Consider the following 13,894-nt stretch of genomic DNA (forward strand, 5'->3'; position numbering starts at 1 on the left):
TCCGGTTGAACCTCAGGGCCAAATCGCCGCTTTCTGATGCTCCACTGGTCGTAATTATCGCACAGAGCGCCGGAATACTCGCTCGATAGGCAGGCCTCATCATGGGAAACTGCCACGATGGGGCAAAGGGCCGACTGCAGAGCCACAAAAAGACCCCCGTTCAATCGAAATGGATCAGGGACGTCACTGATGAGTATAAAACCACCCTTTACCGATCTCGAGATCAAAACCGCCCCGCAGGGGTTCTATGAGGGCTACAGTTTGCCCATTGCGCTGATCTCCAAAACTTCGATGGCGATTTTGGTTATCTGGGCGCTGGTCTGGCCTCTGAATGCCAATGCCACCCTCTCGAGCCTCAATTGGTCGCTGCTGGAGGGGTTCAACACCTTTTACATTCTCGCCACCGGCATGTTCGCCTTTTTCCTCTTTATCGTGGCGCTCTTGCCCGCAACGGGCAAACGCATCATGGGGCGCGCAGGCGAAAAACCGGAGTTTTCCAATTTCTCCTGGTTCTCGATGATGTTCGGCGCGGGTCTTGGCGTTGGCCTCATGGTGTTCGCAACGGCGGAACCGCTGGGCCTCTGGGGCTCGAACCCCGAGACCGTGACCGGGGCAGTCATCGGCAACACCGTCGAAGGCGTCACCCCTGCCTATCGCTACACCTTTGCGCATTATGGCTTTCACGCTTGGGCGATCTACGTGGTGACCGGGCTGAGCCTTGCCTATTACGCCTATACCCGTGACATGCCGCTCACCATCCGATCGGCTCTGACCCCGCTTCTGGGGCGTGCCGCCAACGGCATTCTGGGCGATGTCGTGGATGTTCTGGGCGTCGTGGCCACCATTCTGGGTGTCTCTGTGACCATCGGTTTTGGCGTGTCGCAATTCGTGGACGGCGTCTATGCGGTCAGCGGCATGGAATGGCTGATGAACACCGCAGGCGAAGCCCCCAAGCCCACCACGACGGGTCTTATTGCGGCTCTGCTGGCGATCATGGGCCTGTCGATCCTGTCGGCAGTCTCGGGCGTGGGACGCGGCATCAAGTATCTTTCCAACCTCAACCTCGTGCTGTCGGTGGTCCTGTTGCTGGTCTTCATCGTGTTCGGGTCCTTTGCCTTTGCCATGACCAAATACGCAACGGCCTTTGCAGATTACCTCCTGCATTTTGCGTCGCTGTCCTTCAACGCCTATGGGCCGCTCACCTCCGAGGCCTTTGCCGCCGCCCTGCCCGCCGAAGCGGCCCCGCTGGCCGCCGACCTCTACGGTGGCGCAACGAACGCATGGGGCAGCTTTGACGGCTTTGTCGGCGGTCTGAGCGGTGCTGCCGCAGACCTGCCCGATACGGCTAAAGTTGCCGCATACGAGGCGGGCGCCCAAGGCCGCCTGTTTGGCTGGCAAGCGGGCTGGACCACCTTCTACTGGGCCTGGTGGATCGCGTTCTCGCCCTTTGTCGGCCTGTTCCTCGCACGCATCTCAAAGGGGCGCTCGGTGCGCGAGTTCATCCTTGGCTGCGTGATCGCCCCGGCGCTTGTGTGCTTTGCCTGGATGACCATCCTTGGCGCGACGGCGATTGACCTCGAGCTCAGCGGCGTGGCGCAGGGTGCCATCATCGGGGCCTCCAACACCAACAAGCTCTTTGTCACCCTGGGCTTCATGATCGACGGCGGCCTGCTTACCGCTGTGACCATCATGTGCGTGGTGCTGATCCTCACCTTCCTCGTGACCTCGGCAGACTCGGGTATCCTTGTGATGAACACGATCATGTCGGGCGGTCAGGCCGAAACCGGGATCAAGCACCGCGTCATCTGGGGTGTTATCCTGACCCTGGTCATCGGCGCGCTGATCATCGCGGGCAACTCCGGCGCTGCGGCCGATCCGTTCGAGGCGCTGAAAAACGCCATGATCATCGGTGCGCTGCCCTTTGCCATGGTGATGGTGCTGATGGTCGTCGCCCTGACCAAGGCGCTCTACCGCGACTATCTGCGCGAAAAGCATGGGATCATCGCCGAACAACCGGCCGAGTGACCACCCTAAAGAAAAAGCAAATGACGCCGCGCCATCGCGCGGCGTCATTCTCTTTGCGGCATCCGGTTCCGATAATGGGCAAGCACATACAACCGGATTGCCGTGGCCAATCCTGTCTCGACCCCGCGTCCCGCATCAATTTCCGCCGCCAGGACATTGATTGCCATTGATTTTTCATCGGCAATCTCTCGAAACGCCTGCCAGAAGGCATCCTCAAGCGATACGCTGGTGCGATGACCGCGCAGGGTAAGCGAGCGCTTTACAGGGCGCGCGCCCGTCATTGGTCAGATATGGGGGCGCCGCCCCCGTCCTGGATGATATCGAGGACGCCCCCGAGGTATTTTGGGCCAGATGAAGCCAAGCTCAGTCCTCATCCCGCCGATGCTGGTCGAGCACGGCGCGTGCCTTGTCGGCCTGCGCCCGCTCCAGCGCCTTTTGCGCCTTGGTCCGGCCAAAGCGCGCGGCGTTTTCATCCGCGCGGGCCTTGTCCGCGGCCCGCGCCTTTTGCTTGCGCACCCGGTTCAGATTGACCGGGCCCTCGCTCATTTCGGGCCGATCATGTCTTCGGGGCGCACCACGCGATCAAAGGTCTCGCCGTCGACAAAGCCAAGCGCAATCGCCTCTTCGCGCAGGGTCGTGCCGTTCTTGTGCGCGGTCTTGGCGACCTTGGTGGCGTTGTCATAGCCGATGGTGGGGGCAAGCGCCGTAACCAGCATCAGGCTTTCTTTCATCAGCTTTTCGATGCGCGGCCCGTTCGCCTCGATGCCATTCAGCATCCGTTCGGTGAAACTGTCCGCCGCATCACCCAAAAGCTGCATGGATTGCAAGAGGTTGTAGGCCATCATCGGGTTGTAGACATTCAATTCGAAATGTCCCTGGGAACCTGCGAACTTGATCGCGGCGTCATTGCCCATGACATGCGCCGCCACCTGCGTCAGGGCTTCGGCCTGCGTCGGGTTGACCTTGCCGGGCATGATCGACGATCCCGGCTCGTTCTCGGGCAGGATCAATTCCCCGAGGCCCGAACGCGGACCCGAGCCAAGAAAGCGGATGTCATTGGCGATCTTGTAGCAAGAGCCCGCCACAGTCGCGAGTGCGCCGGACATGAACACCATCGCATCATGCGCCGCCAGCGCCTCGAACTTGTTGGGCGCAGTGACAAACGGCAGGCCGGTGATCTCGGCGATCTGCGCGGCCACGGTCGTGTCCCAGCCCTTCGCGGTATTCAGGCCGGTGCCCACGGCGGTGCCGCCCTGCGCCAGCTCATAGATGCCGGGCAGGCACAGCTTGATCCGCACGATCCCCTGCCGGATCTGATGCGCATAGCCCGAAAACTCCTGTCCCAAGGTCAGCGGCGTGGCATCCTGCGTATGGGTGCGACCGATCTTGATGATGTCCTTGAACTCTTCCGACTTGGCCTCGAGCCCCGCCAAGAGCTTCTCCAACCCCGGCAAGAGCACGTCGCGCGCCGTCATTGCGGACGCGATATGCATGGCGGTGGGGAAGGTGTCGTTCGAGGATTGCCCCATGTTCACATGATCATTGGGATGCACCGGGTCCTTGGAACCGATGACGCCGCCCAGAATCTCGATCGCCCGGTTGGCAATGACCTCGTTGGCGTTCATGTTGGATTGCGTGCCCGACCCCGTCTGCCAGACGACCAGCGGGAAATTGTCGTCGAACTTGCCCGCGACCACCTCTTGTGCGGCCTGAATGACAGCATCGGCCAGACGCGCCTCGAGTTTGCCACTGGCCTTGTTGGCCTGCGCGCAGGCTTGCTTGATGACCCCAAGCGCGCGCACGATGGCCACCGGCTGTTTCTCCCAGCCGATCGGAAAATTCATGATCGAGCGCTGCGTTTGCGCGCCCCAGTATTTGTCGTTGGGCACCTCAAGGGGGCCAAAACTATCGGTTTCGGTGCGGGTGGCGGTCATGGCAAAGCCTTTCGTGACGGGTTTGCCCCGTTCATACCGCAGTTTGCCAAAAGATCAATGCTGTATACGACGGAATACAAAGCCCTCAGGCCGCGACAAAGCGCCTGTTACTTGCGAAAACTATCCAACCGAACCACCTCGGCCTTGCCGGGGCTGGGATCGTCATCGGGGGGATCGGTATCGTCCAGATCGTCGATATCCTCGTCCACTTCCTGCGTCTCGAACCGCAGGCCGAATTCCACCGACGGATCGACAAAAGTCTGGATCGAATCATAGGGCACATAAAGCCGCTCTGGCGCATCGCCGAAATTCAGCGTCACGGCAAAACCGTCATTCGTGACCTTGAGGTCATCATACCAGTGCTGCATCACCACCGTCATTTCGGACGGATAACGCTGCTTCAACCAATCCGCGAGCTTGGCCTCGGGGTGTTTGGTGTCGAAGGTGATGAAAAAATGGTGTGCCCCCGGCAGCCCCTCGGCCTGCACCTTGCTCAGCACCTCCTGAATGAGGCCGCGCATGGCACGATGCATGAGATTGCCGTAGTCGATTGAACGAGACATGGTTGACCCTTGGGGAATTGCTGCACGCCAGCATAGGGGATTCGAAGCAAAACAAAAGACCTGCAATGCGCCCCTCAGGTCAAAACATGAACCAGCCCCGCCAGCGCCGCCATAAGCGCCAGAACCGGCACCATGGACAGCCGCAGACCGAGCAACATCACGCCCGCCACCACGATGTAGGCGGCATCGCGCGGCGAAAAGCTGCTGATCTCGGGGCGCGGTCCAAGCGCACCATTCGTCACCTGTCCAAAGAGCACATGCAGTGCGAACCACACCGAAAGGTTCAGGATGACCCCCACCACCGCCGCTGAAATTCCTGCGAGCGCCCCCTTGAGACGGGGCCGCGCGAGGATATGCGCGATATAAGGCGCGCCGGTGAAGATCCACAAAAAGCAGGGAATGAACGTAACCCAGAGCGTGAGACAGGCCGCCAGCACCGCCGTGCCTGCCCCTCCCTGCGCATAGCCCGCCAAGAGGCCCACAAATTCTGTCACAAGGATCAGCGGCCCCGGCGTGGTCTCGGCCAGTCCGAGCGCGTCGATCATCTCGGCGGTGGTCAGCCACCCCTTTGTCGCCACCACCGTGTCGGTCATATAGGCCAGCACGGCATAGGCGCCGCCAAAGGTCACGACCGCCAGCTTGCTGAAGAAAAGCGCCAGATCCGTCAGAAACTCGGCCCCCATGCCCCAGGCCAACAGCACCGGAGCCGCCCAGAGCGCGCCCCATATCAGCGCCGTTCGGACCGTCTGGCGGAATGACACCACACCATCGGCAGGCGCGGGCACCGCAATCGCCCCCCGTGTGCTCCACGCTCCCCAAACTCCCGCCGCCGCGATGATGAGCGGAAAGGGCACAGAGAGGAAAAACATCGCGACAAAGCCCAAGCCCGCCAAGACCCAGGATGCCCGCCCCTTGAGCGCGCGCTGCGCAAGTTTCAAAAGCGCCTGCAACACGATCACCACCACCGCCGCCTTGACGCCCAGAAAGACCGCCTGAACCATGGGCAAATCGCCATAGGTCGCATATCCAAGGCCAAGCGCCAGGATCACCGCCGCGCCCGGCAGCACGAAAAGCAGCCCCGCGATCAGCCCGCCCAGCACCCCGCGCAGCCGCCAACCCGCATAGGTGCAAAGCTGCATCGCCTCTGGCCCCGGCAAGAGCATGCAAAACGACAGCGCACCGAGGAATTGCTGCTCGCTCAGCCAGCCGCGCCGTACGACCAGTTCGTCATGCATCATCGAGATTTGCGCCGCAGGCCCGCCAAAGCTCAGGAGGCCGATACGGGTAAAGCTGCGGAAAAGCTGGCTTGTGGATACATCCGTCATCTCTCACCCCCGCGCGGCTGGCCAGTCATGGCCCTCGTCAAATCCGTCACGCGCCCAGCGATAAAGAGCATCATAAAGCGTCATGCCAGCGTCCAACTGACCAAGATCATCGCGATATTGCCGCGACAGCCCCACCGAAATCGCCAGCAACCCTGCCGCAACCGGATGCAGATCATGTCTGTTGGTATCCGCCCCGCGCACGACAGCCGCCAGCCGCTGCAAAGCGGGCGAACTCAAACCAAAGCTCTCAAGCATCGTGTCGAATGTGCAGGTCTCGCCACGGTGACTGAAATAAACGCCCTCGATGTCAAAGGGCGTCGCCCCAAAACGCTCGGCCACGCCCAAGACTTCGGAGGGCGAGACAAAAAGAAACCGCGCGGACGGATCGATAAACCGCCGGATCAGCCAAGGACAGGCGATCCGGTCCACCTTGGGCCTGTGGCGCGTGACCCAGAGGGTTGCCCCCTCAACCGGCGCAGGCACCGCTGCAACGGGCACGCAGAGCGTCTCCTCAGCCGCGCGCCACGCTTGGATTCCGCCCTGAAGATACTCGGCCTTTCCCCCCTCGCACGCGAGCAAGGCCACCATCCCCTGACTGAGTTTCAGCCCCTTGTGACAGACGATGACCGCGCGGCGCCCCTCAAGATGCACGATCAACCCCCTGATATCGCTGTGGGAATGACGGATAGATCCGGGAATGACAGACGGATCTGTCTCAAAATCCTCTGGTAGACGAATATCGACGATGACCGGACAATCGGGCGTGCCGATCAGCCGATTAAGCTGCGATACGGTGATTTCAGTGGTGGCAGGCATGGCACATCCTCTGGCATTTCAGTGGATGCGACTTTGGGCCTTGGCCTCACGGGGCAGTCGCGTGAAGCCCCATGCCGCTTTTTGCACGCAAGGGGCGAACTCTGTCAAGGCTGGTGTGAAAGTGCAGGCTTCTGTTGCCAGGTGCCTGCGAACCCCGCCTTACGCGGCTAAGCGCAAGGACTTAAGTTTCGGTTTGGTTACTGCTTACGCAGCAACGGCCACCGGAGCACGGTTGTCGTTTGCAACTGTACGTTTCGGACCGATAACGGTGGTACCTCACCGGGACAAAGCATAACCCCTTTAGACGTTCGTCGATCCTGTTTCGACCCCATGATCCCCAAACGAAGGATGATTGGTGGAGTCGCCGGGTACCGCCCCCGGGTCCGATCCGCTTATTACGAGCGCGTTTATGTCCATAGTCCGCTTGCGCGGACGACCCATACATAGGCGCTCTGATGCTGCTTGCAAAGGGGTGTCGGATCAGCGCGGCAAAAGTTTCAGCCAGATGCCATCGCGCCCGCGCACCGTCAGATGCGCCACCGGCATGGGCGGGCGCCCCTCGACCGGGCTCAGGCGATAGGCCCGCACCAGCATCGCAAGCAAGAGCGGCCCCTCGATCATCGCAAACCCCGCCCCGGTGCAGACCCGCTGACCGGCAGAGAACGGGATGAACGCCTCGCGCAGACAGGTCTTGCCATTCTCGGTGCCATAACGCGCCGGATCGAACCCGTCGGGATTGTCCCAGAGCCGCTCGTGCCGGTGCAAATGCCAGGGGCTGATCACCACCTGCGCGCCGGGGGCAATCTCGCGGTCGCGGAACCGCTCGGGACAAGCCGTCTCGCGCACCATCATCGGCACCGGCGGATAGAGGCGCAGCGTCTCGCGGAACACGTCGCGGGTGATGCGCAACTGCGCCATATCGCCAAATTCCGGCGCGCGGGCGCCAAAGACTGCCTCGGCCTCTGCGGCGACCTTGTCCTGCCACTCCGGGTAAAGCGCCAGCAGGTAGAGCGCCCAGGCCAGCGCAGACGCACTCGTTTCATGCCCGGCCAGAAAGAAGATCGCGACCTGATCGACCATTTCCTCGGTCTCGAACCGCGCGCCGGTTTCGGGATCGGCGGTGGTCATGATCTTGGTCGCCAGATCATCGGGCGCGGTCCCCGCCGCAATCTCGGCCTGTCGCCGCGCGGTCAGGCCGGTGATCAGCGCTCGGATGGTCCGCGCCGTCGCCCGTGTCTGACGCCGGTGAAACCGCGGGAACCAGCGCGGCAAGGGAATGAACGCGGCAAGGTTCAGCACCGGCTGCGTGCGTTGATGCGCCTTGAAGGCGTCAAACACCTGCGCCGCCGTTGCATCCTCGATCGGCAGTGAAAAAAGCGTGCGAAAGATCACATCGGCGGCGACGTGGCTGGTGTGAAACTCGATTTCACGCGCTTCGCCATCGGCCAACGGGGCCAGTCGCGCCACCGCACCCTGCCCCGCCGTCACCATCGCCGCAAAGGTATCGCGCAGTCGCCCGCCCTCGAACGCGGGATCAATGATGCGCCTCTGCCGCCTCCATGTCGCGCCATTGGTGACAAAGACCGATTGCCCAAGCAGAGGCCGCAACCCTTCGGACACACGGGTGGATTTCGGGAAGTCATCGGGCCGCGCGCGCAGCACCAGATCAACCAGCCCCGTGTCGTTGCACAGGTAAGAGCGAAAGAACGGCGTGCGAAACTCGGCCATCCACGCACGGTAGAGCCGCGCCGGTTGCGCCGACAGAATATCGGCCCGAAACAGCCGCAGATAGCGCCAGAGCGATACAGTATCCGGGCGCGCGGGCGGTTTGGGTGGCATCATGGCGCAAGGCTCGTATAGCCCGACGTGGCGCGCTCGATCCGGCTTTTCGACGGGACGCGGCCACGGAACCGATCCGCCAGCGTCAGCGGCCCCGCCGTGATGCGGAAATAATCGTAATCCTTGGGCCGATCAAAGGCGCAGAGATACTGGAAATGCAGCCGGAAGAACCGCCAGCGCAGGGCGCGCCAGCGCTCCGGGCTCAACGTCTGGGTAAACGCCGCCGAGATCACCAGCGGCCAACGCTTGTCCTGCGGTGCCACGCCCGACACGGCCACCGGATCACAAAGCGCAAAGGCGCAGCCATCGCCGGGGGCGGTGACATCGACCCAAGTCACCTCGTCCCGCGCACTCAGATAGGCCAGGTCCGCCCGCAAGCGGTGCGCGCGCGGCAGAAAGGATACCATCGGCACCACCTGCCCAAGGCTCAGGAACGACAACACCGGGCCACGGTCCGGCACCTGCCCGCCCCGGATCAGATCCGCCAGAATCGAAACCCCCAGATGCGCCCCCGAGGAATGACCGACCACCAGCACCTCGTCGCAATCCCCCCGCATGGCCTGCGCAATCTCGGCGGTAAACTCTGCCATCCGCGCCTCCAACTCAGGCGGGTTGGCCCCCAGATAGCGCGCCGAATAGGCATAATCATGCATCAGGTAATAGGCAAAGAACCGGCCATCCAATCGCCGGAACCATTCGAGGATGAAGGGCACGACCAACAGGCCACCCCAGGCTGCCCACGGCTGCCATAGGGCCAGAACGCGCCCCAATCCCCATGCCGCCAAGAGAGCTATCCCAAGCTGCACCAGCAAGAACCCCACCGGGTAGAGCGCCGCGATCACCGGCCCCTTGCGCAATCGCATCAACCGAAAGAGCGCGCCGGTGCCGATATAAATCGTCGCCGTGCGGATCAGTTGTGCATAGGTGGCCCAAATCCCCTGATCCATGCTGCCCTTGACGATATCGGACCAGACCAGCACTTCGAACGCGCTCTCGACCTCTGCCCCCTCAAGCCGCGCGGAGACATTCCAGCCAAAATGCGCCTGAGCTTTGGCTTGCAATACCTTGACTTCATAGCCTGAAATTGTCGCTTGCGCCGCGCTTTCCTTGCGATAGAGCTCGCGGTAGCGGCGCGGCGGGATCGGGTCATACCCTGGAATATAAAACACGCGCCTGCGGCGCACTTTGGGCTCGCTGCTCATGTCCAACCTCGCGTTGAACAGAGCCTAGCGTGAAAATCTGGCAAGCGTAAGGCGTTATCCAAGCACCGCAAGGGCGGGGAAGGTTTCCAGCAGCCAGAAGGAAAACGCAGAGAAGCCACCCGTCAGCATCAAGAGGCCGATGGTCCAGAGCAACAGCCCCATCACCCGCTCGATCTGCTCCATATGGCGTTTCATCCAGCCCATCAGCCCTTGCAGACGCGGCAGGAACGCCGCCACCAGCAGGAAGGGCACGCCCAGCCCGATGGCATAAATCGCCAAGAGCGTCGTTCCCCGCGCAACCGACCCTTCCGATGCCGCCAGAGACAGGATCGCACCCAGTTGCGGTCCGATGCAGGGCGTCCAGCCAAAGGCAAAGGCCAGCCCGAGGATATAGGCGCCAAGGGATGATCCCCCCCGGTCGCCCGCATCAATCCGCGCCTCGCGATCAAGGAACTTGATACGATAGACCCCAACGAAATGCGCGCCGAAAACCATCACCAGAACGCCCGCTATCGTATTGAAATAGCTCTGGTATTGCAGGAATACCGTGCCAATCGCCGAGGCCGTGAACCCAAGAAAGATAAAGACTGTGGACAGACCCAGCACGAAAAAGAGCGCAGGCACGACGGCACGCGCCCGGCTCTGCCCGCTTTCCGAAAGATCACTCAGGCTGACACCGCTCATATAGGCCAGATAGGGCGGCACGATGGGCAGCACGCAGGGACTGAGAAAGGATATGATCCCTGCGGCCAGGGCCACGAACATGGCGGGCAACAGCGCCGCATCTATGATTTCGATTCCGAACATGCGCCAGACATAGCCCGCCGCGTTGTCCGCGTCACCCGACAATCGGTCACATCCCTGTGGACAGGCTGTAACAAGCCCGCTATCTCACATTTCATGACCCCTGATGAGACCCTAGACGCCTGCGGCCTCCTGTGCCCCCTGCCTGTGCTCAAGCTGCGCAAGCGCTTGAAATCAATGACGATTGGCGCGGTGATAACGATGCAGGCGGATGATCCGGCGGCCGTGATCGACGTACCGCATTTCTGCGCCGAATCCGGCCATGATCTCATTTCCGCGACCGATGCGGATGGCGTCCAGACCTACCTGATCCGCAAGACGCGCTAAGGCGTCCTGCGACCCATGCAAAACACAAGTTCCGGGATTTACCCGGGGCAGCTTGGCATCGCGGCCACGGCCCAAACGCCGGAGCGATGCAAAACCGATCAGACACGACATGCATGCCCCCCGCACAAAGAAAAATGCCGCACCCGAGGGCGCGGCATCCTTGACGTCCGTTTCTTCTGCGCTCAGCCCAGCGACCACCAGCCACGGCGTTTCGGCTTGGGTTCTTCCTGCGGTGCCGGGGCTTCGGACACAGGCTCTGGCTCGGGCGCGGCTTCCGGGGCTTCGGTCTCTGCCACGGGCTCCGGTGTCACCTCTGCCGCGGGTTCCACTACGGCCTCGGCAACGGGTTCCGGTGCCACCTCTGCAACCGGTTCCGCCTCAATCACCGCGGTTGCAGCCTCTGGCTCGACCGGCACGCTGGATTCCTCGGCAGCCACGGCTTCAGGCGCTTTTTTCTTGCGCGGGGTCCGGGTGCGCTTGGGCTTTTCTGCCGCTTCGGGCTTGGCGTCCTCGTCAGAGGTCGCTTCCTCTGTCGCCGCAGGCTCCTTCTTCTTGCGCGGCGCGCGGGTGCGCTTGGGCTTGGGCTTCTCCTCCGAGACAGGCTCTTCCGCCGCCTCTGCGGACACCTCGGATGCGGCCTCGGTCTCGGGCGCGGTCACGGCCTCGGCGACCGCCCCCTCTGCGGGCTGCTCTGCCGCCTCGGCGCCACCGACTTCCTCTTCCTCGCGGCCCTCATCGGACCCCTCGCCATTGCGCTCCGCCCCGTTGCCGTTCTTGGGCTTGCGGCGACGGCTGCGGCGGCGGCGGCTCTTCTTGGGCTTGTCGCCCCCCTCACCGCCCGTGCCCGGCGTGCTCTTGGCCTCCTCGCCTGTGTCGGCTTCGGCCTCCTCTTCGATCTCGTCCTCGACCTCGTCGTCGATGTCATCCATCAATGCCGACGTGCCCGACACGAACTGCGCCATAGGCACTTCGGGCACATTGCGGGTCGCGGTCTTGAATTTCTCCATCGTGAAATCGGGGCTGACCAGACGCGGATCGCCTTCGATCCGCACCGACAGGCCATAGCGCCCCTCGATCTGCGCGACATGGTCGCGCTTCTGGTTCATCAGATAGTTGGCGATGCCCACCGGGCATTTCACCAATACCTCACGCGAGCGGCGGCGCACGCCCTCTTCCTCGATCTGGCGCAGGATCGACAGGGCCAGGCTGTCATCCGAGCGGATAAGGCCGGTGCCATGGCAGGCCTGACACGGCTGGGTCGTGGCCTCGATCATGCCCGGACGCAGACGCTGGCGCGACATTTCCAACAGGCCAAAGCCTGAAATCCGGCCCACCTGAATCCGCGCGCGGTCGGTCTTGAGCTTGTCCTTGAGCCGCTTTTCCACCGCCGCATTGTTGCGCCGCTCGTCCATGTCGATAAAGTCGATCACGATCAGACCGGCAAGGTCGCGCAAGCGCAACTGGCGCGCCACTTCTTCTGCGGCCTCAAGGTTGGTCTTGAGCGCGGTTTCCTCGATCGAGCCTTCCTTGGTGGCGCGGCCAGAGTTGACGTCGATGGCGACCAGCGCCTCGGTCACGCCGATCACGATATAGCCGCCGGATTTGAGCTGCACCGTGGGATTGAACATGCCCGAGAGATAGCTTTCGACCTGGAACCGCGCAAAGAGCGGCTGTTGATCGACGTAATGCTTCACGTTCTTGGCATGGGACGGCATGATCATCTTCATGAAGTCCTTGGCGATACGATAGCCGCGCTCACCCTCGACCAGAACCTCGTCGATGTCGCGATTGTAGAGGTCGCGGATCGAGCGTTTGATCAGATCGCCCTCTTCATAGATTTTCGCCGGCGCCATCGAGCGCAGGGTCAATTCGCGGATCTGCTCCCACAAACGCTGCAAGTATTCGTAATCGCGCTTGATCTCGGCCTTGGTGCGTTTCGCCCCGGCGGTGCGCACGATCAGGCCCGCGCCGCGCGGCACGTCGATCTCTGTGGCAATTTCCTTGAGCTTCTTGCGGTCCACGGCATTGGTGATCTTGCGGCTGATGCCGCCCCCACGCGCGGTGTTGGGCATAAGCACACAGTAGCGACCCGCAAGGCTGAGATAGGTGGTCAGCGCCGCACCCTTGTTGCCGCGCTCTTCCTTGACGACCTGCACCAGCATGATCTGGCGCACCTTGATCACTTCCTGGATCTTGTAGCGCCGCGCACGCGGCTTGCGCACCGGGCGAATATCCTCGCTGTCATCTTCTTCGGCAACGGATTCGATCTCGTCGTCCTGGGCGGCATGATCGCGGGTATCAGCCTCGGGCTCGTCATCGACGGCATTTTCTGCGCCGGTATCCTCCGGCTCTTCGACCGGGGTTTCCGCCACACGCTCCATCGGCGATGTTGCCTCGGGCACGTCGGCGGGCGTTGCCGCGTCTTCCTCGAGATCAATGGTCTCCATCCCAGAGATTTCCGAGGTGGTCACCGCGTCGTCAGATTGCGTCTTTTCGGCACGCGAGCGCGACCGCGACCGCGACCGAGAGCGACCGCTGCGGATCTCACCGCCGCCATTGCCACCCCCGCTGCGACGCGGACGATCGTCGTCGTCGTCGTTCTGCGCGTTGGCCAGCGCCTCTTCCTCGGCCATCAGGGCCTCACGGTCGGCAACCGGGATCTGATAGTAATCGGGATGAATTTCAGAGAACGCCAGAAATCCGTGCCGGTTTCCGCCGTAATCGACAAAGGCCGCCTGGAGCGAGGGTTCAACCCGCGTCACCTTGGCCAGATAGATATTGCCAGCTAGCTGGCGCTTGTTTTCAGACTCAAAATCGAATTCCTCGACCTTGTTTCCGTCGACCACCACGACCCGAGTTTCCTCGGAGTGGGTGGCATCAATGAGCATTTTCGTAGCCATGTTTTCCGTTTGCATCGCGGCGCGGCTGCCTGCCCCGGTGGGGCGGCGCGTTGCGGCAGATGTCTGATAAGGGCGATGGCGGGCGCGCAGCAATGGGTGCCGGTCTCGGCCCCTGCACTGACAAAGTGATGTCTCGCGCGCTTCATCGCGGTTCTTCTT

The 13,894-nt window shown here is 62.3% G+C and carries 12 protein-coding genes and 1 other RNA gene; 2 read left to right on the forward strand and 11 right to left on the reverse strand.

Going from position 1 to position 13,894, the window contains the following annotated elements; translation table 11 throughout:
- Positions 1–189 precede the first annotated feature (189 nt).
- A complete protein-coding gene (locus MVC20_RS01245) occupies positions 190–2,025 on the forward strand; it encodes a BCCT family transporter (protein WP_297537679.1) in 1,836 nt (611 codons plus the stop codon).
- 44 nt (positions 2,026–2,069) lie between these two features.
- On the opposite strand, the gene MVC20_RS01250 is transcribed toward MVC20_RS01245, so the two are convergent.
- The 10 genes from MVC20_RS01250 to MVC20_RS01295 form a co-directional block, all read right to left on the reverse strand.
- On the reverse strand, positions 2,070–2,306 hold the full coding sequence (locus MVC20_RS01250; protein WP_297537681.1) for a ribbon-helix-helix domain-containing protein: 237 nt from the start codon (positions 2,304–2,306) through the stop codon (positions 2,070–2,072).
- An 82-nt stretch (positions 2,307–2,388) separates the two neighbouring features.
- The gene (locus MVC20_RS01255) at positions 2,389–2,571 is read right to left on the reverse strand and encodes a DUF4169 family protein (protein ID WP_297537683.1); all 183 of its coding nucleotides are present in this window, start codon (positions 2,569–2,571) and stop codon (positions 2,389–2,391) included.
- Entirely contained in the window at positions 2,568–3,959 is a 1,392-nt protein-coding gene (gene fumC / locus MVC20_RS01260) for a class II fumarate hydratase (protein WP_297537685.1), read from the reverse strand. The genes MVC20_RS01255 and fumC overlap by 4 nt, the downstream gene beginning before the upstream one ends.
- Positions 3,960–4,066: 107 nt before the next feature.
- The gene (locus MVC20_RS01265; RefSeq protein ID WP_297537687.1) at positions 4,067–4,522 is read right to left on the reverse strand and encodes a ClpXP protease specificity-enhancing factor SspB; all 456 of its coding nucleotides are present in this window, start codon (positions 4,520–4,522) and stop codon (positions 4,067–4,069) included.
- Between the two features lie 74 nt (positions 4,523–4,596).
- Positions 4,597–5,847 (reverse strand): chromate efflux transporter, encoded by a 1,251-nt coding sequence (chrA, locus tag MVC20_RS01270; protein WP_297537689.1) that lies wholly within the window; start codon positions 5,845–5,847, stop codon positions 4,597–4,599.
- A 3-nt stretch (positions 5,848–5,850) separates the two neighbouring features.
- Positions 5,851–6,663, reverse strand: a complete 813-nt coding sequence (locus tag MVC20_RS01275) for a sulfurtransferase/chromate resistance protein (protein WP_297537691.1) — start codon at positions 6,661–6,663, stop codon at positions 5,851–5,853.
- Positions 6,664–6,783: 120 nt separating this feature from the next.
- Positions 6,784–7,136, reverse strand: a transfer-messenger RNA (tmRNA) gene (ssrA, locus tag MVC20_RS01280).
- Positions 7,137–7,143: 7 nt separating this feature from the next.
- On the reverse strand, positions 7,144–8,505 hold the full coding sequence (locus MVC20_RS01285) for a cytochrome P450 (protein WP_297537693.1): 1,362 nt from the start codon (positions 8,503–8,505) through the stop codon (positions 7,144–7,146).
- Complete coding sequence (locus MVC20_RS01290; RefSeq protein WP_297537695.1) at positions 8,502–9,704, reverse strand: hypothetical protein; 1,203 nt, start codon at positions 9,702–9,704, stop codon at positions 8,502–8,504. Before MVC20_RS01290 ends, MVC20_RS01285 begins: the two co-directional genes overlap by 4 nt.
- 54 nt (positions 9,705–9,758) lie before the next feature.
- Entirely contained in the window at positions 9,759–10,511 is a 753-nt protein-coding gene (locus MVC20_RS01295) for a cytochrome c biogenesis protein CcdA (RefSeq protein WP_297538077.1), read from the reverse strand.
- Between the two features lie 93 nt (positions 10,512–10,604).
- Here MVC20_RS01295 and MVC20_RS01300 point away from each other — a divergent pair, with 93 nt between their 5' ends.
- Positions 10,605–10,835, forward strand: coding sequence for a sulfurtransferase TusA family protein (locus MVC20_RS01300; protein WP_297537697.1), 231 nt, complete (start codon positions 10,605–10,607; stop codon positions 10,833–10,835).
- A gap of 182 nt (positions 10,836–11,017) precedes the next feature.
- Here MVC20_RS01300 and MVC20_RS01305 read toward each other — a convergent pair whose 3' ends face one another.
- Positions 11,018–13,735, reverse strand: coding sequence for a ribonuclease E/G (locus tag MVC20_RS01305; RefSeq protein ID WP_297537699.1), 2,718 nt, complete (start codon positions 13,733–13,735; stop codon positions 11,018–11,020).
- Positions 13,736–13,894: the final 159 nt, after the last annotated feature.

It is taken from the genome of Roseovarius sp., from assembly GCF_027019125.1.
Lineage (GTDB): Bacteria > Pseudomonadota > Alphaproteobacteria > Rhodobacterales > Rhodobacteraceae > Roseovarius.